Raw genomic sequence first — 19,384 nt, 5'->3', positions numbered from 1 at the left:
CAAAAAGGCTCATTACTGAGCCTTTTTCCGTTAGTCACTGAAGTAGCGCTATAGTTTTTTAATAAAACGGCTTTCTACTTCAATAGTGAATTCGTTGCTCTTATCGGTGAGTATAAACTGAATTGTCGTAATCGCAGAGTTTAGCTTGTCAGGATCGGCACCAAGACTCATTGGCAGGTTCAATACCTCACCTGGCTGGACCTGAATTGTCTGCTTACCATACCAGCTTACATCGGATAGCCCTTCAACATCCAACGAGTACTCTTGCACTTGCTGAGTTTTGTTGATCACCTTGAGGGTGTAGGTGTTTTCTACTTCTCCCGAGCCATTAACGCGGAACAGTTGGTTACGGTCGCGAATAACACTCATGCCGGCTGGGTCTACCGCTGCAATTTGGGCAAAGAAAAGACCGACCATGACGAGTAGTACGGCACCATAGCCTAACAGCTTCGGACGCATGACTTTGGTACTCTTACCCGATAAGCGATGCTCGGTGGTGTAACTAATTAAGCCTTTCTCGTAGCCCATGCGATCCATGGTGTTATCACACGCATCAATACAGGCGCCACAGTTGATACATTCATACTGCAAGCCGTCACGAATATCGATACCTGTTGGGCACACCTGCACACACAAATCACAATCAATACAATCACCCAAACCAAGTTGCTTTGGATCGGCTTTACGCGGACGTGGGCCACGTTTTTCCCCACGTTTTGCATCGTAGCCAACGATGAAGGTGTCTTTATCAAACATGGCAGACTGGAAGCGCGCGTAAGGACACATGTGAATACACATGATGGAACGCATCCAACCAGCATTACCATAGGTACAAATGGCAAAGAACATTACCCAAAAGACGGGCCAGAAGTTGGCGTTAAAGGTGAAAAAGTCGATAACCAATTGCTTCATTGGCACGAAGTAGCCAACAAAAGTAAAACCAGTGGCGAGTGCAATGGCAAACCAAGCTATATGTTTGACGGTTTTACGCATCGCTAAATTCGCCGTCAGCTTATTGGAGTCTTGTTTACGGCGTTTATTGGCACTACCTTCGAGCTTCTCTTCAAACCAGATATACATGAAGGTCCAGACGGTTTGTGGGCAGAGGTAGCCACACCAGACTCGACCTAAGAAGGTGGTAATAAAGAACAACCCAAACGCCGCGATCACAAACAGCAAGGCGAGTAGGGTAAGATCTTGTGGGTACAACGTGGTACCGAAAAAGTTGAACTGCTGGTTGCCAATATCAAGCAAGATCGCTTGACGTTCACCGTAAGGGATCCACGGTATCAAAGCGAAGAGAAGCAGTAAAAACCAACCACCGTAACGACGCAGTTTCTGGTAAGTCCCTTTGCTTTCGCGTACATAGATGCGATTACTTGGGTTGAACCGATCCCCGTTTCCTTTATGGGTTTTGGGATTATAGGTTTTAGGAGTCACATCTTTGATATCGATCTTGTCCTGACTCATGCACTCATCCTTCTTAGGCTTTTATAATGTACGGCGTCATTTCTATTGATGTCGCTCGATGACATTGCTGCTCGTTCCGTCATAAAGATGACCGAACATAATTATTTTAGTAAATACTGATGAACGGCGATTATACAATCAATAACAATTCCGTTTCTTTAACGCAGTCAATGTTTAACAACAAAAATCAGTACAGTTAACCTGATAATTGGCTGAACAGTTATAACCAATTGTGGGACTAAAAACTTTGGTTATAAAAAAGCGACTCATAGAGAGAGTCGCTTAAAGAATACTGGCTGTTGAGCTGGTTATTTGATGATGCCACGAGCGCGTAGGATCGCCGTTTTAAAATCGTCCTCTTGGTCTTTTTTGAGTCCAGGGATCATTTCATCTTTGCTGCTATTACGCATTTTAAGGTGGTAGATCAGTACATCGTCGGTCAGATCTTCTAGCTTTCCTTCATAGCCTGCTTCTTTTGCCAGCTTAACGATGAACTGCAATAGGTTCAGCTCTTGCTCTTTATGCCATTCAGGCTCTAGTAGCTCAAGCAGCTCTTCAATGCGATGACACTTCATTTCTTTCTCCACAGAATTTATAGGTGTAATTAGCAGTAAAGGTACCAAATTGCTTTGCGAAGACCAAATAGGAAAAACTATCTCTTTCACCGTGGTTTGTTCTAAGTCTTTGAAGCTTTATGAGTCTCGTGCAAAGAAAAAAGCGCAGCTGGCGCCGCGCTTTTGATTAAGCTGCTTTGATAACTTTGGCCGGAACACTCGACATCATTGCTGTCTTCTCAACCAATGTCATTGCTGGCGCAACTTGCTTTGCCTTTGGTGCAGTAGTAAAGCCACTGCGGCGGCGCATTGCACTAGTATTAGTGTGTGCGAACCTGACTGTTGTTGGGCGCATTAATTTACCTAACTGTCAGGCATATCCATTGCCGATGTAATGGCCTGAATCATTATGAGCTAGGCTCCAACAAGATTGAAGAATCACTCTTCTGGCTCTCGCCAATCCAGTTAATGAGTCAGGAATACCGATATGCATGCATATCAAGTGTAAGATTAGCATCCTTGTAATAATTGGTCGATAGTTGAGCAATTGAATTGTTTAGATTTTGTCATTTTGTCGCGATGTTCGAGGCAATTTTTGTTTGATCCCACGATCAGCAGTAGTAGTATGAGATCTCGATGAAGGAGGTGCCTATGTCATTTTTGAAGAAGACACTTGCCAGTTTTGGGATTGGGAGCGCGAAGGTCGACTCAATCTTAAACCAAGACGTGCTATACCCAGGTCAAAGTGTGGATGTGTCGATCCATGTATATGGTGGTGCGACTGAACAAGCGATCGACAACATTGATTTAAAACTCTGTTGCCGCTACATCGCCGAAGCCCCTGATGACCGTGGTGCGCGAGAAGGACACAGCATGCGCCGAGTACCTCAAACTCATGTGCTTGCTAAGTGGAGTCTCCCTTACGCATTTACCATCCATTCCGGCGAAGAGCGTACCTTCGATGTTAAGCTCGATGTGCCTTGGAACACGCCTGTCACCATTGGTGATGCCAAAGTATGGTTAGAAACTGGCTTAGACGTTGCTGCTGCTTTGGATCCGACTGATAAAGACATCCTCACCGTCCGACCTGATCCTCTGATGGATGCGGTACTATCTGCATTTGAAGCGCAAGGTTTACGAATTCGCCAGGTGGAATGCGAGGAAGTGAAAGGATTCGATCTACCATTTGTACAAGAGTTTGAACTGGTGCCAACCGACGGACCTTACCACGGCGTGTGGCGCGAATTAGAATTTGTTGCCCACCGCAGTGAGCAAGAGCTCAAGTTGTGGTTTGAAGTTGACCGCACACGCAAGGGGCAAGGTGGCATGCTCGCGAGCTTACTGGGTAGTGGCAAACTCAAGCGAGAGCTGACCATTCCTGCCACGACTAAGCCAGATCAAGTTGGCGAACTGGTACTCAATTATCTCGATCAAACTACTGCCGTTCATGAGTCTTAATTTAAGCTTACACGTGTAAGCCTAATGTGCCATACTAGAGCAAATTTCAAACTCTAGTATAGGCGCATTGATGTCCGAGCTGCAGAAACCTCAATACAGTCAACGTGAAGAACTGGCCAATACCATCACCCACGGTATAGGGATGATTTTTGGTATTGTTGGCTTGATACTGCTGTTAGTTAAAGCCATAGACCATCAAGCTGACACTTTAACGCTTACCAGTATGGCGATTTATGGAGCGAGTATTATCGTGCTATTTTTGGCCTCGACGCTCTATCATGCGATCCCTCATCCCAAAGCGAAACGTTGGCTAAAAACCTTCGACCATTGTGCTATTTATCTTTTGATAGCAGGCAGCTATACCCCTTTCTTGTTAGTCAGCTTAAGAACACCTCTAGCATTTGGGTTGATGATCGTTATTTGGAGCATTGCGTTGATTGGCATCATCATGAAAGTTGCATTCGTCTATCGATTTAAAAAGCTTTCTTTGATGACGTATTTGGTGATGGGATGGTTATCGCTGATTGTGATTTATCAATTAGCTATTAACTTGGATGTCGGCGGACTTACACTGCTTGCTGCTGGTGGAGTTGTGTATTCACTGGGCGTGATTTTCTACGTTGCGAAGCGCATTCCCTTTAACCATGCGATTTGGCACGGCTTTGTTTTGGCTGGCTGCGTGTGCCATTTCTTTGCGATTTATTACTTTGTTGAGCCTATCTAGCCGATAGGCTCAACAAAGAATATTAAACACGTATTAGCGAGTTTTTACCTCTAGCACTTTGGCAGAAAACTGGTATTGCTGTGATTGCGGTACAGCCAATTTAATGCTCTTACCTTGTTCCGCTTGCTGTGGTCGCAGGTAGGTATCCGCCATGCGCTTGATGGATTGCCAAACCGTCACGTTTTCTTTTGCCAGTTGCTGACCAGACATATCAAACACTTGCACCTCAACTTCCACTTGAATGACAGATTGAGAGCTTTGGTTAGTGATTGATGTAGGCAAAATAAGCTCACCGCTTTGATAGCTTGCTGAACCAATCAATACATCCACACCTGAATCTGATAGCTGCATGGTTGGCTTTTTGGCGTTTACCACCACGGTCGTGCCAACGGTTTTCGTTACCACTGGAATTGTCGCAATCGCAGGAGCTGCGATTGTTTCAACTACGCTTGCTGTTGTTTGTGTCTCCGTCGCTTGCTGCGCCGGTTTTTTCATGACGTATTCCCAGGTAAAGTCATCGTTCAACTTCACTTCTCGACCATCGGCTAAAGTGATGACCTCGGCGGCGTATGTGGATGAGGCGGCAAGTAGGGTCGCCAGAGTAATCCATGTTTTCATTGTTATACCTTTTAATTAGAGTCTGCTTAGCGGCGCCAAAACGCAGGAAAGAACAGTACAAGAATAGTCAGAATTTCCAAGCGGCCCATTAACATCCCAAAGCTTAAGAGCCATTTGGCAGTATCGGGCAGAGGCGCGAAGTTGCCTGTCGGGCCAATCACACTGCCCATACCTGGGCCAACATTGGCAACGGCGGTGATTGAGCCAGAAATACTGGTCACAGGGTCGAGGCCAAGTGCACTTAAACAACCCGCGATAAAGATAATGGTGATAAAAAACATCAAGCCAAATGCCACCACTGAGCGAACAATATCATCATTCACCGGTCGCTGGTTATAACGCTGTACAAACACCCCTGAAGGGTGAATCAACTTCATCATTTGTTTGTTTAGCAGCGTCATCGCAATTTGGAAGCGGAAGATTTTGATCCCGCCAGACGTTGATCCTGAGCATGCCCCCGCCATCATTAAGAATGCGAAAAGAGTGGTGGGTAATGCGCCCCATGCGGTGAAGTCTTCTAAGCCAAAGCCAGTTGTGGTGACGACAGAGACAATATTAAACATCGACACTCGCAGGGCATCCAAAATGGTGTACCCATCTCGAATCACTAACCAAGCTGAAATCACTAAGCTTGAGAATACGAACAGGTACGCAAATCCTCTAACTTGAGCGTCGTTAACCAACACATCAATACGGCGTTTACGTAACGCGGCGATAAAGAGCAAAAACGGCAAACCACCTAAGAACATAAAGGTAGTGGCCACCCAATGTGCGCCATTAGAGAAGTGGTTCATTGACCCATCAGATGTAGAGTATCCACCCGTCGATAGCGTAGTAAAGGCATGGTTGATTGCTTCGAACAGGTTCATGCCGGTGATCAAGTAGCCCAAAATACATAGGCCCGTTAGCATTAAATATACCGCTACGATGTTTTTGGCGACCGTTTTCGCTCTTGGACTACTTTTATCCGACCAATCTGATGATTCGGTTTGGAATAGCTTCATACCACCGACATTCAGCATAGGTAGCACTGCTACCGCCATCACGATAAAACCAATGCCACCAAGCCACTGTAAAATAGAGCGCCACAACAATATGCTCGGCGCCATGTTGTCTAGGCCACTGAGCACCGTTGAGCCCGTCGTGGTGATACCCGACATCGTTTCGAAGTAGGCGTCGGTGAAGCTGATGTGGTTGATAAACACAAATGGCAAAGCGGCAAACGCACTCGCGATGGTCCAAACCAAACTGGTGATGAGGAACATATCGCGTACGCTGAGTTTGAACTTGGCGGTTCGACCTATCGTCAGGCAGATGAAGGCGGCAAGGTGCGTGATCACAACGGCTTGGGCGAAATCGAGGAATCCCCCCGTACCGGTAAAGAAAGCGACCAAAGTCGGCACGTACATAAACAGGGCCAGTTTGGATAAAACTAGCCCGATAACAAACAGTACGGGACGTAAGTTGACCATAGGAAAATCCTAGAGGAAGAATGGACTCGGCTGGAATAGCGCTTCGACGTCTGATACGTATTTTTTGTTGACGAGGAACATCACAACATGGTCATCCTGCTCGATGACCGTACGGTCGTGGGCAATAAGGACTTCTTCGCCACGAACGATAGCACCAATGGTGGTCCCAGGTGGAAGTTTTATATCTCCAATCGCACGTCCAACCACTTTAGATGTACTTTCATCACCGTGAGCGACGGCTTCAATCGCTTCCGCAGCGCCGCGGCGAAGTGAGGACACGTTTACGATATCAGCGCGACGAACGTGCGTTAGCAAGGCTGAAATAGTGGCTTGCTGAGGTGAGATTGCTACATCAATTACGCCGCCTTGTACCAGGTCTACATAAGCGCCACGTTGGATCAGCACCATCACTTTTTTAGCGCCCATGCGTTTTGCCAACATTGCAGACATGATGTTGGTTTCATCTTCGTTGGTCAGCGCGATGAAGACGTCGACTTGGTCGATGTTCTCTTCCGAGAGAAGCTCTTGGTCTGCCGCATCACCGCAGAACACGATGGTGTTTTCTAGTTGCTCAGAGAGCTTTTCTGCACGCTGGTAGTTACGCTCAATCAGCTTCACGCTGTAAGTTTGCTCTAGGCGTTTTGCCAAGCTTGCGCCAATGTTACCCCCTCCAACAATCATGATGCGGCGGTACGGTTTTTCTAGGCGCTGAAGCTCACTCATCACTGAGCGAATATGATTACTTGCTGCAACGAAGAACACTTCATCGTCGGCTTCAATAATGGTGGTACCTTGTGGGCGAATCGGACGGCCTTGACGGAAAATCGCTGCCACACGGGTATCGATGTGCGGCATGTGCTCACGTAAAGCAGACAGCGCGTTACCCACCAACGGGCCACCGTAGTAGGCTTTTACCGCCACTAGGCTGACTTTCTGTTCAGCAAAGCTCACCACTTGCAGCGCGCCTGGGTATTGGATCAGACGTTCGATGTAGCTCGTAACGAGTTCTTCTGGTGCGATAAGGTGATCAACAGGAATAGCACCAGATTTAAACAGGGCTTCTTTTTCGGCTAGATATTCTGGAGAGCGAATACGCGCAACGCGGTTTGGGGTATTGAATAGAGTGAACGCGACCTGACAGGCGGCCATGTTGGTTTCATCAGTGTTGGTTACTGCGACGAGCATATCGGCGTCTTGCGCGCCAGCTTCGTGTAGCACGTCTGGATGGCTCGCATGGCCATTGACCACACGTAGGTCGTATTTGTCCTGCAATTCACGCAGTCGGTCGGCATTATTGTCGACGATGGTGATGTCGTTGTTTTCACCCACTAGGTTTTCTGCCAGTGTGCCGCCAACCTGACCTGCACCAAGAATAATGATCTTCATACTCTTTTCTCGTATCTGAAAAAGGCGATTGAAATCACTTCAATCGCCCTATTTAGCATGCTGTTACGCGTGTGTTTTAGTTAGCACTGCGTAGTAGAAACCATCCATATCTTCTTCGCCTGGTAGAATTTGACGACCAGGCTGGTCGGGATCAGAATCCAGCAGTTGCGCATCCGCGGTACGTGCTAAAAACGCTTTTACTTGCTCCACGTTTTCTTGCGGTGTGATTGAACAAGTCGCGTAAACCATGGTGCCGCCGGGCTTCAGTTGCGTCCACATGGCATCAAAAATTTCACTTTGCAGCTCTGCTAATGCGGTGATGTCGTCTGCACGACGTAGCCATTTGATGTCTGGGTGACGACGAATCACGCCAGTCGCAGAACATGGGGCATCCAGCAAAATGCGATCAAATTGCTCGCCTTGCCACCATTCTTGTGGATTACGCGCATCACCGCAAACCACTTTTGCCTGAAGGTTGAGACGCTTCAGGTTTTCATGCACACGTTTCAAGCGTGTGTCGTCGCAGTCAATCGCGACCACTTCACTGCCTGACGTGCGCTCTAGAATGTGCGCCGTCTTGCCACCTGGCGCTGCACAGCAATCTAAAATCAGTTCGCCGTCTTGTGGTTTTAGGTAGTTGATCGAAAGCTGCGCCGCCGCATCTTGGACCGAAACCCAACCTTTTTCAAAACCAGGTAGCTTCATCACGTCACATGGTGCGGCCAATTTTATGGCGTCCATTGCTTCTGTGTGTGGCGTGCTATCAATGTTTTCATTTTTGAGCAGCGCAAGGTATTCATCACGAGTGTGGTGTTGATGGTTCACACGCAGCCACATTGGTGCTTTTTGGTTGTTCGCTTCAACAATGCTTTCCCATTGCTGTGGGTAGGCCTCTTGCAGCAGTTTTAGTAACCAGCTTGGGTGACCGTACTTGCCAGCGTTGTTGCTGACGGCCATTTGGTCGAGTTCTTCTTGGTTGCGCTGGTAGTTACGCAATACCGCGTTAATCAAACCACGCAGACGAGGACCTTTCAGCTCTTTAGTGCCTTCAACCGTTTCACCGACAGCTGCGTGCGCAGGAATGCGCATGAAGCTCAGTTGGTAAATACCAACCAGAATTAAGTGATGGAATACACGTTGTTTGCCTTTTAGCGGCTTATCCATCAATTGGTTTGCGATCATTTCTAGGCGAGGTAGGTAACGTAGCGCACCGTAACAGATCTCTTGTAACAGAGCGTGGTCACGAGGTCGTACCGTTTGTTGAGCCGCTGGAAGAGCGCTTGAAAGTGAGTGGCCCTTGTCGACGACAAGATACAGGACGTTAGCAGCCGCAGCGCGAACATTCATGATGAGTACCTTAAAGTAAAGGAGGGCATCTCTGCCCTCTAAAAGTTCGTATAATCGGGGATAATAACCCCTAGTATGGCTTAAACCAGCAGAGTGCCAACTTCAAACCAAGCCGCACGCGAATTCAGAATATCCTGAACTGACATGGCTTTTTTGCCAGGAACTTGCAGTTGCTCTAGCACCAGTACGCCGTTGCCTGTCGCAACATAAATACCGGTTTTATCTGCTTGCACGATGGTGCCGGCTGGCTTGTCACTGGTTTGCTCTGCCACACGGCTTTGCCATACTTTGATGCTGTTTTCTGCCGCCTCAAAGTGGCTCATTGGCCATGGGTTAAATGCACGAACGCAGCGCTCAATGTGCGCCGCATCGTCGTTCCAGTTGATGCGTGCTTCTTCTTTGCTGAGTTTTTTCGCATAGTTCGCTAGCTCATCGTCTTGCTTCACTGGCACTGCTTTACCCGCAGCAATGTCTGCTAGGCAGTCAATCAGGGCTTCTGGACCAAGCTCAGCCAATTTTTCGTACATTGAAGCGCTGGTATCTGTCGCTTCGATTGGCAGAGTTGCAATCTTCAGCATATCACCAGTGTCGAGACCGATGTCCATCTGCATGATGGTCACGCCAGTTTCTGCATCGCCCGCCCAAATAGAGCGTTGGATTGGAGCCGCACCACGCCAACGAGGTAGGATAGAACCATGTACGTTGATACAACCCAGTTTAGGGGTATCAAGAACCGCTTGTGGCAGCAGCATACCGTACGCCACGACAACCATGAGGTCGGCGTTCAGATCGGCAAGTTCTTGTTTCGCTTCGTCGGACTTAAAGCTTTCAGGTTGGTAAACCGGGATATTGTGTTCTAGCGCCAGTTGTTTTACCGGTGGCGCAGCCAATTTTTTGCCACGACCCGCTGGACGATCTGGGTTTGTGTAAACCGCGATGACTTCATGCTCCGAAGACAACAACGCCGCCAAGTGACGGGCGGCGAAATCCGGAGTACCTGCAAAGACAATTCGTAAAGACTGACTCAAGGTAGACTTCCTTCTAATTGGTATGGTTCGAGATTAAGCGTTTTGCTGCTTCTCGTTAAAGCGTTTGATTTTCGCTAGCTTGTCCTGAATGCGTTTGCGTTTCAGTGGTGATAGGTAATCCACGAACAGCTTACCTTGTAGGTGATCAAGCTCGTGTTGAACACAAATCGCTAGCAGGTCGTCGGCTTCAAAGGTGAACTCTTTGCCATCACGATCCAGTGCTTTAACGGTAACTTCTGCAGCGCGAGGCACAAGTGCGCGCGCACCTGGTACCGACAGACAGCCTTCTTCGATGCCATCTTCGCCACGCTTTTCCAGAATCTCAGGGTTGATTAGCACCATCGGCTCATCGCGAGTTTCTGAAATATCAATCACTACGATACGTTTGTGGATATCAACCTGCGTTGCAGCAAGGCCAATACCTTCTTCGTCGTACATGGTTTCAATCATGTCATCGACGATTTTTTGAATCTCAGGTGTCACCGCTTCAACAGGCTTTGCGACTGTGCGCAGGCGATCATCCGGGAATGTTAATACTTGTAATACAGACATATTCACTCGAAATATTGAACTGTGCCGAAACAGCACAAACCTTGTTGGCTCAATTCTAGACATTTTATAGCCTAAATGACAGCATCCTTGCACCAATTTCCATTCTGGTTCCTGCTTAATAGACCAAGGACGAGGGTCATGAATCGAATTTTCCGCAACGTTGCCAGTGTTACGTTGCCGTTACTTTTCTCTTTCAACGCTGTAGCAAATGTGGATGCGAACCCACTGACTGTTAAAGATGATGCGCCACAAACATATGTAGTTGTGAAGGGCGATACGCTATGGGATATTTCGGCCATGTACTTAGATAGCCCGTGGTTGTGGCCTCGTTTATGGCAAGTAAACCCGGAAATCGATAACCCTCATTTAATTTATCCCGGTGACAAGCTGTCTTTGGTGTGGATTAACGGTCAGCCCGTGTTGAGCCTAAAACCGGTTAAGAAGCTGAGCCCGAAAGCTCGCATCACAGAAAAGAAAGCCGTACCAACGGTCGCGGAAGGTTTGGTGATGCCTTACCTTAAATCGGATCGGTTGCTAGATAAAGATTCGTTGAACAGAGCAGCAAAAGTGATGGGTAGCAGCAAAGGCAGTAAGTATCTGACTGCAGAAGATGTGCTGTATATCAATGGCAATCAGACCGCGACAGGTTGGGCTATTTACCGACCAGTAGCTACCTTTTCGCGTGACGATGTGTCCGAAGAGATTACCGCGCTGCGTTTGATTGCCAAAGGCGAGCTCGTTGAAGCTTCGAGTGATTATTCAGGTTTGAAGCTTACATCGCAAATGCAAGAAATCCTACGTAACGATATCGCGTTGCCAAATCAATCGGTTGAGAATACTGACTTCACGACTACGTTCTATCCGCTGCCGTCGCCACAAGGCAGTTCTGCAAAGTTGCTAGGTAATATCGAAGGTATTCGCTTTAGTTCAACTAACCAAGTCGTGGTGATTGATAAAGGCACGTCAGACAATCTCAAGCAAGGCAGTGTGTTTGATTTAAAAGAAGACGCGCACCCAGTTTACAAAGACGGCGATGAGTTCAAGAAAGAGTTTGGCGTGCTTGATAAGAAAATTACTTTGCCTCAAAGCAAAGTTGGTGAGTTGCTGGTCATTCGTCCTTATGAGTACTTTAGCTTGGCACTGATCACTAACAGTACGAAACCCATTAACCAAGATATTTCGGTGGTGTCACCGTTGGCGGACGAATTAACCATCGATGAATCTACGAAATAACGATGATCTCGCTGCCTGGTTAAAACTGAGTTGTTTGCCAGGCATTGGCGGCGTCAAAATGAATAAGCTACTGGCAAGAGACACGCCGCGTAACATCGTAAACTTCTCTCCCGAACAGCTACAACAACTTGGGTTAACAACTAAGCAAATTCAAGCTTGGGCTTCAACAGATAAAGAAGTCGATGCTTGTTTAAGCTGGCTTGAGGCTTCTACAAATCATCATATCCTGACACTGACTGACCCGCGTTATCCACCTCAACTCAAACAAATCGTTGCACCGCCACCTCTACTTTTTGTTCAAGGAAACCCTACTTGTCTCTCTCAGCCACAAATCGCGATGGTTGGCAGTCGAAATGCGAGTATTGATGGATTACAGCATGCACGTCAGTTTGCTGCAGAGTTTGTTCAGCACGATTTTATTGTCACCAGTGGTCTCGCTTTAGGCATTGATGGTCATGCGCATGATGGTGCGTTGCAAGCGGGTGGTAAGACGATTGCGGTGCTAGGATCTGGCTTAGAAAATATTTATCCGGCACGTCATCGTGGTTTAGCGCAACGTGTTATTGAACATGGGGCTTTGGTGTCTGAGTTTCGGCCTAATGCCAAGCCGCGCCCAGAAAACTTCCCGCGTCGTAATCGTATTATTAGTGGATTATCGCTTGGTGTGCTGGTCGTCGAGGCGGCGAAAAAGAGTGGCTCGTTAATTACAGCTCGTTACGCGCTTGAGCAAGGTCGAGAAGTATTTGCGCTGCCAGCGTCAATCAATGCCCCCAATGCCTGCGGTGGAAACCAGTTGATACGTCATGGCGCTTGCCTAGTAGAAAAGACGAAAGATGTCTTAGATGAAATACAGTCCTTGCTTGATTGGTCTATTAATCAGAGTACCGATTTATTTTCTACGTTAAATGATGAAGAAGAATTGCCATTTCCTCAGCTGTTAGCTAACGTAGGAAGTGAAGCTACACCGGTTGATATTCTTGCAAACAGGACCAATATACCTGTCCAAGAAGTCATGATGCAGCTCTTAGAGTTAGAACTCTCTGGGCATGTCGTTGCGGTTTCAGGTGGCTATATTCGAAAGGGGAGGGGCTAGCTATGATGATGGATATACTGATGTATCTATTCGAAACCTACATCCATAGCGATGCAGAGTTACAGGTCGAACAAGACGAGTTGGAAGAAGAATTGCTCCGTGCAGGCTTCCAACAAAAAGATATCTACAAAGCCCTTGTCTGGTTAGAAGAGCTTGCCGCATTGCAGCAAAGTGACACCTCTTCTGCAATCTCGACTTGCATGGCTTCGTCATCAACTCGTATCTACACAGCGAAAGAGATGCAGCGTTTAGATTTGGAATGCCGAGGGTTTCTATTGTTTCTCGAGCAAATAAATGTGTTAACCACAGAAACTCGCGAAATGGTGATTGACCGAGTGATGGGATTAGAAACGAGTGAGTTTGAGCTTGAAGACCTCAAATGGATCATTCTGATGGTGCTGTTCAATGTGCCTGGTAACGAAAACGCTTACACGCTAATGGAAGAGCTGTTGTACACCAAGGAACAAGGGATTCTTCACTAACCATCTGGGCAAGCTCGAGTTTAGCTAGAATAAACGCGAGCTTGTCTTTTTGTGTGTTTTTCACGAAACGGTAAGTATGAGTAGTAAAATCGACAACACCCTTTTCTCTGCCCATGAACACGCTTTGGAACACGAGCCGTGTCCAAAATGTGGTGGTGAGCTAGCTCTCAAGCACGGAAAACATGGCCCATTTCTCGGCTGTAACCATTACCCAAGCTGTGATTACATTAAACCGCTACACAGCAATGATGGGCACATCGTGAAAGAGTTGGGTGTGCCTTGTCCTGAGTGTGGCAATGAGTTGGTACTCCGCCAAGGGCGCTACGGCATGTTTGTCGGTTGTAGTAACTACCCGGCTTGTCATCATATTGAGTCGATTAATCAACCAGAGCCAGAGGCGCAGTCACAAGAACAACACGCTTGCCCTGAATGTGGCAAAGGACATTTGGTTGAGCGTAAAACCCGATTTGGCAAAACATTCTACGCGTGTGATAACTACCCTAAATGCAAATTTGCTGTGAACCTTGCTCCGGTCAAGGGGCGATGCGAAGAGTGTGGTTTTACTCTGTTGGTGGAGAAGAAACTTGCCAGTGGTGTGAAATTGCAATGTGCTAATCGTAAGTGTCAGCACACCCAGCAAGGTTAAATGAATTGAAAAGGGTCGCATCGTGCGACCCTTTTTTGTTTTTTTGCTGCCAAACGTTAGTGTTGAGACTGTTTAGCGAACGCTTGCACGGCTGGGAAAGCTATTGGGTCTAAGATGTCTGCCAGGGCGCACAACCTACGGTGCAATTCTCCTGGGTAGTCGCCACACACGTTGATGTGTCCCATCTTGCGACCTGCACGTTTCTCTTTGCCATACCAATGAAGGTGGCAACCATCCATTGATAACAATGCATCTGGTAGTGTGTCTTCACCAAGAATATTGATCATTGAGGTTTCACGAACCAATTTCGTACTACCTAATGGTAAGCCGCACACTGCGCGCAGATGGTTTTCAAACTGACACGTTTCTGCACCTTGCTGTGTCCAGTGACCAGAGTTGTGCACGCGTGGAGCAATCTCATTCACTAAAAGTGCCCCATCGACATCAAAGAACTCAAGCGCTAATACGCCAACGTAATCTAGGCTATCTGCGACTGCCGTGAACATTTGCTTTGCTTGTTCCTGTAACCCTGGCGCATCAATCGCAGTAGAAAGACTCAATACACCGTTGGTGTGAACATTCTCTGCCAGAGGGTACACTTCCACATTTCCATCTTTGCTTCGAGCACCAACTAGTGATACTTCGCGGTTAAAAGGAACAAACTCTTCAGCAACAATCGCTTGAGTTGGTGTTGCCGCGATGCACTCTGCCATCTCAGTCCAAATGTCGTCGACTTGAGAAGCTTCTTTTAAGCGCCATTGGCCTTTACCATCGTAGCCACCCAATGCACTTTTCAGAACCATTGGCATACCAACGTGTTCAATTGCGCGCTCAAAGTCTTCACGAGTTTCAATGACGTAGTATTTCGCGTTGCGCACGCCAGCATCATCAAGCAGTGCTTTTTCAATACGGCGATCACCACCTGCTTTGATGGCTTGCGTACTTGGTAGGAACTTGCCGCTCGCTTCGCAAACCTTGAGCACGTCATGTGGAATATGCTCGAACTCGGCAGTAATCACATCAACTTGCGTAATCGCATTTTCCAAGCCATGGCCAAGTACCTGTTGAGTTAAAGGGTGAACGACATCACCGCTGCTGACATCGTAAGCTGAAATTTGAATATTCAGTGGCGCACCAGCCAGAGACATCATACGAGCCAACTGACCCGCACCAAGAACCAGTACATGCATCTGATTAATCCTCTGCAGGGTTTGGATTTGCGAGAACTGTTTCCGTTTGCTCATTACGGAATGCTTCTACCTTCGCCATGATGTTTTCATCATGAGTGCCTAGGATTTGCGCAGCTAGGATACCGGCGTTTGCTGCGCCCGCTTCGCCAATCGCCAATGTACCAACCGCAATTCCCTTTGGCATCTGTACAATAGAAAGTAGTGAATCCATACCTTTCAGTGCACGAGACTGAACGGGAACCCCAAGCACTGGCAAACTAGTAAACGCCGCCGCCATACCTGGTAGGTGGGCTGCACCACCTGCGCCTGCGATGATAACTTTGATGCCGCGTTCTTTTGCGCCACTGGCGTAGTCAGCCAGTAATTGAGGAGTTCGGTGTGCTGACACGACTTTTGTTTCGTAAGGCACGCCAAATTGATCTAGCATGTCCGCTGCTAGTTTCATGGTTGGCCAATCGGATTTAGAACCCATGATGATACCGACTTTCATCTCAAACTCCTTTAAGCTGCAAAAATTAGGTGAGCTATAAATTTGTGCGCATTATACGGGGATTTTTATCTCAAGCAAACGTTTGCGTCTTGTTGTTGGCGCTATTGATACATTTTATAAAAAAATTGCTTTAGTGTCTGAGAATGAATATTTGTACACTTAGTGAAAACAACACAGTCAAACAAATAGGAAGTAATCGGTGGATAACTTTGAACAAGTGCTCAACGCACTCAAGCAAGGCGAAGTGATTGCCTATCCAACAGAAGGGGTTTTTGGTGTCGGATGTGATCCAGATAACCCAGAAGCAATTCAAAAGCTATTAGAGCTCAAGCAGCGTCCGGTAGAAAAAGGGCTGATTCTCATCGCGGCAAGTTACGATCAGCTCTTGCCTTATATTGATGAATCTCAGTTGACTGAAGAACAATTACAGACTGTTCATGCCACTTGGCCAGGCCCATACACTTGGATCATGCCAGCGAGCGATAAAGTATCCAACTGGGTTTCAGGGCAGTTTGATTCAATTGCGGTTCGTGTGACTGATCATCCTTTGGTGCAAAAAATGTGTAATGCATTCGGAAAGCCGTTAACCTCTACCAGCGCGAATCTTTCCGGCTTACCACCGTGTATGACCACGGAAGAAGTCGAAGAACAGTTGGGTGATAAGCTGGTCGCCATTCTTCGTGGCGAGACCAGCGGTCGTGATAAACCCAGCGAGATTCGTGACGCCAAAACTTCACAAATATTAAGACAGGGTTAACCCTGCTAGCCAGCCATCATTAGGTTTCACGTAATAGGTAATAACGTATGTCAGCGATCGATAAGCACGCCGTAAAGCAGTTCTTGATGTCACTTCAGGACTCCATTTGTCAGCAGTTAGAACAAGAAGATGGAAAGGCCGTCTTTGTCGAGGATGCATGGCATCGTGAACCGGGCGAACGTCTTGGTGGCGGTGGGCGCTCACGTGTTATGCGTGATGGCCTTGTTTTCGAGCAGGGAGGCGTGAACTTCTCGCATGTGGAAGGGAAAGAAATGCCAGCATCTGCGACAGCGCATCGTCCAGAGCTAGCGGGTCGTCGTTTTGAAGCGATGGGTGTTTCTTTGGTTATTCACCCTAAAAACCCTTATGTACCGACTTCACACGCCAATGTCCGCTTCTTTATTGCAGAAAAAGATGGCGAAGACCCAATTTGGTGGTTTGGTGGTGGTTTTGACCTAACGCCGTTCTATCCATTTGAAGAAGATTGCCAATCATGGCACGACACTGCAAAACTGCTTTGTGCGCCATTTGGTGACGATGTTTACCAAGAGCATAAAGCATGGTGTGACAAATACTTCTTCCTACCACATCGTAATGAAACTCGCGGTGTTGGCGGTTTGTTCTTTGATGATCTAAACCAGTGGGAATTTGATAAGTGTTTTGCTTACATCAAAGCAGTCGGTGAAGGCTATTGCCAGGCTTACTTGCCGATCGTTTCTCGTCGTAAAGAGATCGAGTATGGTGAGCGTGAGCGTGAATTCCAACTATATCGTCGCGGCCGTTACGTAGAGTTCAACTTAGTGTATGACCGTGGTACCTTATTTGGTTTACAAAGTGGTGGGCGTACTGAGTCGATTCTGATGTCAATGCCGCCGCTCGCTCGCTGGGAGTACTGCTACGAGCCAGAAGCGGGATCGCCAGAAGCTGAACTTTACGAGCGATACCTAACGCCACGAGAGTGGTAAGCACGGAATCTCCTTTTCTATATAGATAGATAGTGATAGGGTCATCTGTAATCAGGTGGCCCTGTTTTCTCTATATCTAAGTAAGGAACAAAGGTAAGGAAATGACCCAGCAAATCGATCGCTATGCCGTGTTTGGTAATCCTATCGGACACAGTAAGTCGCCATTCATTCACACCTTGTTTGCTCGTCAAACTAATCAATCTTTGGTGTACACCGCAGAAAGTGCACCTGTTGATGGTTTTATTGACGCGGCGAAGGTGTTTTTTGCTGAAGGTGGCAAGGGGTGTAACATCACTATGCCATTTAAAGAAGATGCTTATCAATTTGCTAGTCGATTGACAGAACGGGCTCAGTTAGCAGGCGCGGTAAATACCCTCAAGAAGTTAGACGATGGTGAAATCATCGGTGACAACACTGATGGTGCAGGTTTAGTGCAAGATCTGCTTCAGCATCAGGTTGTATTGGAAGGCGCGCGAATCCTAATTATTGGCGCTGGTGGTGCAGCTCGTGGTGTTATTAAGCCACTACTTGATCAAAAGCCGACCTCTTTAACCATTACCAACCGTACCTTTAGTAAAGCACAGGAGCTTGCAGAGCTGTTTGTCTCTCACGGTCCTATCCTCGCCAAAGAGATAGCAAGTATTGATAAAGAGTATGATGTCATCATTAACTCCACATCCGCTTCTCTTAGTGGTGAACTGCCGACTATTTCATCCTCCATCTTTGCCGCTAACAGTACAAGCTATGACATGATTTATGGCAAAGGGGTGACGAGCTTTAACTTATGGGCAAAAGAGAATGGTGCCGCTCATGCGTATGACGGTCTTGGAATGTTAGTTGGGCAGGCTGCGGAAAGCTTTATGCTCTGGCGTGGCTTACGTCCTGGTGCCAAACAAATTCTCAGAGAACTAAGAAAGAACCTTGAAGGCCAATAAGCGATGAATCAATCCATCTTATTCCCAGATATTCAATCATGGGATGAAGTATCACAATCGGTAAACTTTTCGGCGCAACAATCAGGCGCACTAATAGAGTGCTTTGTGACGAAACAAAAGCTAGAAAAGCTCAGTGGTTCACTGATTGAAACTGAGCAAGCGGCAATTAAAGTTTTTACTGATTACCGATTCGACCTAGAAGAAATGGCTGAAGAGCTAATAGAAGATGAAGCCTTCAACGAAGAAGGCCATATCATCATCGGTTAACAGGGCTTTAGTTCAAGTCTTTTACTTCATTTAAGTAGTCGTTTTTGTTCTGCACATAGTTGTTGGCAGACTTTTGCAAGAAAGCTCGTTCTTTTTCTGATAGAGGGCGAGCTTGTTTTACTGGGCTTCCAACATATAAGTAGCCACTTTCTAATACTTTCCCAGGTGGCACTAAACTGCCTGCTCCGATCATCACCTCTGACTCAATTACAACAGCATCTAAAACAATAGCTCCCATACCAACCAAAACACGATCGTGGATCTCACAACCGTGCAGCATCACTTTGTGGCCAATCGTAACGTCATTACCAATAATCAATGGGTAGCCGTTTGGGTTTTCGGCGTTCTTATGGGTGACATGCAAAACACTGCCATCTTGAATATTCGTTCGATCACCAATGTGAATGTGGTTTACATCGCCTCGCGCTGCTACCAATGGCCAAATGCTAGAATCATCGCCAATTCGGATATCACCGACTAAAACAGAGGTTGGGTCAACGTAAACACGCTCACCAAGTTCAGGCTTTATACCTTTGTAGCTTCTCATTGAGCTCATCTTTTTTCCTTATTCAGGGCGATTACAGGGTGTATGGAGGTAGAATAGTAGTGAAAACTCGCCTTTTAGAATAAAAAACACCCAAACGATAAAAAAATCAAAAAAAACGAGAAAAAGGGCTTGCCAATGTGATCGCAATCTCTATAATGCCACCTCGCTGA

At 47.0% G+C, this 19,384-nt stretch carries 22 protein-coding genes; 10 read left to right on the top strand and 12 right to left on the bottom strand.

Annotation, left to right across the window (positions count from 1 at the left end; all coding sequences use genetic code 11):
• Positions 1 to 48: 48 nt before the first annotated feature.
• From ccoG to R7P69_RS20975, 3 genes are all read right to left on the bottom strand, one after another.
• Positions 49 to 1,470: a cytochrome c oxidase accessory protein CcoG gene (gene ccoG, locus R7P69_RS20985; protein ID WP_017821570.1), complete on the bottom strand. Its 1,422-nt coding sequence runs from the start codon at positions 1,468 to 1,470 to the stop codon at positions 49 to 51.
• 308 nt (positions 1,471 to 1,778) lie between these two features.
• Entirely contained in the window at positions 1,779 to 2,045 is a 267-nt protein-coding gene (locus R7P69_RS20980) for a YihD family protein (protein WP_033906580.1), read from the bottom strand.
• A 166-nt stretch (positions 2,046 to 2,211) separates the two neighbouring features.
• Positions 2,212 to 2,379 (bottom strand): hypothetical protein, encoded by a 168-nt coding sequence (locus R7P69_RS20975; protein WP_005379043.1) that lies wholly within the window; start codon positions 2,377 to 2,379, stop codon positions 2,212 to 2,214.
• A gap of 296 nt (positions 2,380 to 2,675) precedes the next feature.
• Here R7P69_RS20975 and R7P69_RS20970 point away from each other — a divergent pair, with 296 nt between their 5' ends.
• Entirely contained in the window at positions 2,676 to 3,482 is an 807-nt protein-coding gene (locus R7P69_RS20970; RefSeq protein WP_005379045.1) for a sporulation protein, read from the top strand.
• A gap of 70 nt (positions 3,483 to 3,552) precedes the next feature.
• Complete coding sequence (gene trhA, locus R7P69_RS20965; RefSeq protein ID WP_025768918.1) at positions 3,553 to 4,206, top strand: PAQR family membrane homeostasis protein TrhA; 654 nt, start codon at positions 3,553 to 3,555, stop codon at positions 4,204 to 4,206.
• A 33-nt stretch (positions 4,207 to 4,239) separates the two neighbouring features.
• Here the strand turns inward: trhA and R7P69_RS20960 are convergent, their stop codons facing one another.
• The 6 genes from R7P69_RS20960 to def form a co-directional block, all read right to left on the bottom strand.
• Positions 4,240 to 4,824, bottom strand: a complete 585-nt coding sequence (locus R7P69_RS20960) for a DUF3157 family protein (protein WP_005379050.1) — start codon at positions 4,822 to 4,824, stop codon at positions 4,240 to 4,242.
• A 26-nt stretch (positions 4,825 to 4,850) separates the two neighbouring features.
• A complete protein-coding gene (locus R7P69_RS20955) occupies positions 4,851 to 6,296 on the bottom strand; it encodes a TrkH family potassium uptake protein (protein WP_017821575.1) in 1,446 nt (481 codons plus the stop codon).
• Positions 6,297 to 6,305: 9 nt separating this feature from the next.
• Positions 6,306 to 7,682, bottom strand: a complete 1,377-nt coding sequence (trkA, locus tag R7P69_RS20950; RefSeq protein WP_005379062.1) for a Trk system potassium transporter TrkA — start codon at positions 7,680 to 7,682, stop codon at positions 6,306 to 6,308.
• Between the two features lie 63 nt (positions 7,683 to 7,745).
• Positions 7,746 to 9,029 (bottom strand): 16S rRNA (cytosine(967)-C(5))-methyltransferase RsmB, encoded by a 1,284-nt coding sequence (gene rsmB, locus R7P69_RS20945; RefSeq protein ID WP_017821576.1) that lies wholly within the window; start codon positions 9,027 to 9,029, stop codon positions 7,746 to 7,748.
• Between the two features lie 80 nt (positions 9,030 to 9,109).
• A complete protein-coding gene (gene fmt, locus R7P69_RS20940) occupies positions 9,110 to 10,057 on the bottom strand; it encodes a methionyl-tRNA formyltransferase (protein ID WP_005461453.1) in 948 nt (315 codons plus the stop codon).
• A gap of 33 nt (positions 10,058 to 10,090) precedes the next feature.
• Positions 10,091 to 10,609 carry a peptide deformylase gene (def, locus tag R7P69_RS20935; RefSeq protein ID WP_005379068.1) on the bottom strand — a complete coding sequence of 173 codons (519 nt, stop codon included), beginning with the start codon at positions 10,607 to 10,609 and terminating at the stop codon, positions 10,091 to 10,093.
• 138 nt (positions 10,610 to 10,747) lie between these two features.
• Between def and R7P69_RS20930 the strand changes: the two genes are divergently transcribed.
• The 4 genes from R7P69_RS20930 to R7P69_RS20915 all read left to right on the top strand — a co-directional run bounded on the left by R7P69_RS20930 (position 10,748) and on the right by R7P69_RS20915 (position 14,063).
• Positions 10,748 to 11,842: a LysM peptidoglycan-binding domain-containing protein gene (locus R7P69_RS20930; protein WP_017821578.1), complete on the top strand. Its 1,095-nt coding sequence runs from the start codon at positions 10,748 to 10,750 to the stop codon at positions 11,840 to 11,842.
• Positions 11,826 to 12,935 carry a DNA-processing protein DprA gene (gene dprA / locus R7P69_RS20925; protein WP_085570046.1) on the top strand — a complete coding sequence of 370 codons (1,110 nt, stop codon included), beginning with the start codon at positions 11,826 to 11,828 and terminating at the stop codon, positions 12,933 to 12,935. The genes R7P69_RS20930 and dprA overlap by 17 nt, the downstream gene beginning before the upstream one ends.
• A gap of 2 nt (positions 12,936 to 12,937) precedes the next feature.
• The gene (locus R7P69_RS20920; protein WP_005379074.1) at positions 12,938 to 13,417 is read left to right on the top strand and encodes a DUF494 family protein; all 480 of its coding nucleotides are present in this window, start codon (positions 12,938 to 12,940) and stop codon (positions 13,415 to 13,417) included.
• Between the two features lie 76 nt (positions 13,418 to 13,493).
• Complete coding sequence (locus tag R7P69_RS20915; protein ID WP_085570045.1) at positions 13,494 to 14,063, top strand: type I DNA topoisomerase; 570 nt, start codon at positions 13,494 to 13,496, stop codon at positions 14,061 to 14,063.
• A 56-nt stretch (positions 14,064 to 14,119) separates the two neighbouring features.
• On the opposite strand, the gene R7P69_RS20910 is transcribed toward R7P69_RS20915, so the two are convergent.
• The gene (locus tag R7P69_RS20910) at positions 14,120 to 15,253 is read right to left on the bottom strand and encodes a 5-(carboxyamino)imidazole ribonucleotide synthase (RefSeq protein ID WP_085570044.1); all 1,134 of its coding nucleotides are present in this window, start codon (positions 15,251 to 15,253) and stop codon (positions 14,120 to 14,122) included.
• Between the two features lie 4 nt (positions 15,254 to 15,257).
• Positions 15,258 to 15,743 (bottom strand): 5-(carboxyamino)imidazole ribonucleotide mutase, encoded by a 486-nt coding sequence (purE, locus tag R7P69_RS20905; protein WP_005379082.1) that lies wholly within the window; start codon positions 15,741 to 15,743, stop codon positions 15,258 to 15,260.
• A 199-nt stretch (positions 15,744 to 15,942) separates the two neighbouring features.
• Here purE and R7P69_RS20900 point away from each other — a divergent pair, with 199 nt between their 5' ends.
• The 4 genes from R7P69_RS20900 to R7P69_RS20885 all read left to right on the top strand — a co-directional run bounded on the left by R7P69_RS20900 (position 15,943) and on the right by R7P69_RS20885 (position 18,667).
• Entirely contained in the window at positions 15,943 to 16,500 is a 558-nt protein-coding gene (locus R7P69_RS20900; protein ID WP_005379084.1) for an L-threonylcarbamoyladenylate synthase, read from the top strand.
• 47 nt (positions 16,501 to 16,547) lie between these two features.
• A complete protein-coding gene (gene hemF, locus R7P69_RS20895; RefSeq protein ID WP_053350839.1) occupies positions 16,548 to 17,465 on the top strand; it encodes an oxygen-dependent coproporphyrinogen oxidase in 918 nt (305 codons plus the stop codon).
• A gap of 101 nt (positions 17,466 to 17,566) precedes the next feature.
• Positions 17,567 to 18,400, top strand: coding sequence for a shikimate dehydrogenase (aroE, locus tag R7P69_RS20890; RefSeq protein WP_025768913.1), 834 nt, complete (start codon positions 17,567 to 17,569; stop codon positions 18,398 to 18,400).
• A 3-nt stretch (positions 18,401 to 18,403) separates the two neighbouring features.
• The gene (locus R7P69_RS20885) at positions 18,404 to 18,667 is read left to right on the top strand and encodes a DUF1488 domain-containing protein (protein WP_005379090.1); all 264 of its coding nucleotides are present in this window, start codon (positions 18,404 to 18,406) and stop codon (positions 18,665 to 18,667) included.
• A gap of 7 nt (positions 18,668 to 18,674) precedes the next feature.
• On the opposite strand, the gene R7P69_RS20880 is transcribed toward R7P69_RS20885, so the two are convergent.
• A complete protein-coding gene (locus tag R7P69_RS20880; RefSeq protein ID WP_005379096.1) occupies positions 18,675 to 19,223 on the bottom strand; it encodes a gamma carbonic anhydrase family protein in 549 nt (182 codons plus the stop codon).
• Between the last annotated feature and the right edge of the window lie 161 nt (positions 19,224 to 19,384).

The sequence above is a fragment of the Vibrio sp. 661 genome (assembly GCF_033339315.1).
GTDB classification, from domain to species: domain Bacteria; phylum Pseudomonadota; class Gammaproteobacteria; order Enterobacterales; family Vibrionaceae; genus Vibrio; species Vibrio alginolyticus.
The sequence above is the reverse complement of the archived record's forward strand: the minus strand, read 5'-3'. Positions and strand labels throughout refer to the sequence as shown.

Coding starts and splice junctions, on each gene's coding strand:
- R7P69_RS20910 (WP_085570044.1), bottom strand. CDS start 15,253: ATGCATGTACTGGTTCTTGGTGCGGGTCAGTTGGCTCGTATGATGTCT.
- R7P69_RS20915 (WP_085570045.1), top strand. CDS start 13,494: ATGAGTAGTAAAATCGACAACACCCTTTTCTCTGCCCATGAACACGCT.
- trkA (WP_005379062.1), bottom strand. CDS start 7,682: ATGAAGATCATTATTCTTGGTGCAGGTCAGGTTGGCGGCACACTGGCA.
- R7P69_RS20885 (WP_005379090.1), top strand. CDS start 18,404: ATGAATCAATCCATCTTATTCCCAGATATTCAATCATGGGATGAAGTA.
- rsmB (WP_017821576.1), bottom strand. CDS start 9,029: ATGAATGTTCGCGCTGCGGCTGCTAACGTCCTGTATCTTGTCGTCGAC.
- R7P69_RS20880 (WP_005379096.1), bottom strand. CDS start 19,223: ATGAGCTCAATGAGAAGCTACAAAGGTATAAAGCCTGAACTTGGTGAG.
- aroE (WP_025768913.1), top strand. CDS start 17,567: ATGACCCAGCAAATCGATCGCTATGCCGTGTTTGGTAATCCTATCGGA.
- R7P69_RS20930 (WP_017821578.1), top strand. CDS start 10,748: ATGAATCGAATTTTCCGCAACGTTGCCAGTGTTACGTTGCCGTTACTT.
- R7P69_RS20975 (WP_005379043.1), bottom strand. CDS start 2,379: ATGCGCCCAACAACAGTCAGGTTCGCACACACTAATACTAGTGCAATG.
- R7P69_RS20980 (WP_033906580.1), bottom strand. CDS start 2,045: ATGAAGTGTCATCGCATTGAAGAGCTGCTTGAGCTACTAGAGCCTGAA.
- ccoG (WP_017821570.1), bottom strand. CDS start 1,470: ATGAGTCAGGACAAGATCGATATCAAAGATGTGACTCCTAAAACCTAT.
- R7P69_RS20970 (WP_005379045.1), top strand. CDS start 2,676: ATGTCATTTTTGAAGAAGACACTTGCCAGTTTTGGGATTGGGAGCGCG.
- R7P69_RS20960 (WP_005379050.1), bottom strand. CDS start 4,824: ATGAAAACATGGATTACTCTGGCGACCCTACTTGCCGCCTCATCCACA.
- def (WP_005379068.1), bottom strand. CDS start 10,609: ATGTCTGTATTACAAGTATTAACATTCCCGGATGATCGCCTGCGCACA.
- R7P69_RS20955 (WP_017821575.1), bottom strand. CDS start 6,296: ATGGTCAACTTACGTCCCGTACTGTTTGTTATCGGGCTAGTTTTATCC.
- purE (WP_005379082.1), bottom strand. CDS start 15,743: ATGAAAGTCGGTATCATCATGGGTTCTAAATCCGATTGGCCAACCATG.
- R7P69_RS20920 (WP_005379074.1), top strand. CDS start 12,938: ATGATGATGGATATACTGATGTATCTATTCGAAACCTACATCCATAGC.
- trhA (WP_025768918.1), top strand. CDS start 3,553: ATGTCCGAGCTGCAGAAACCTCAATACAGTCAACGTGAAGAACTGGCC.
- dprA (WP_085570046.1), top strand. CDS start 11,826: ATGAATCTACGAAATAACGATGATCTCGCTGCCTGGTTAAAACTGAGT.
- hemF (WP_053350839.1), top strand. CDS start 16,548: ATGTCAGCGATCGATAAGCACGCCGTAAAGCAGTTCTTGATGTCACTT.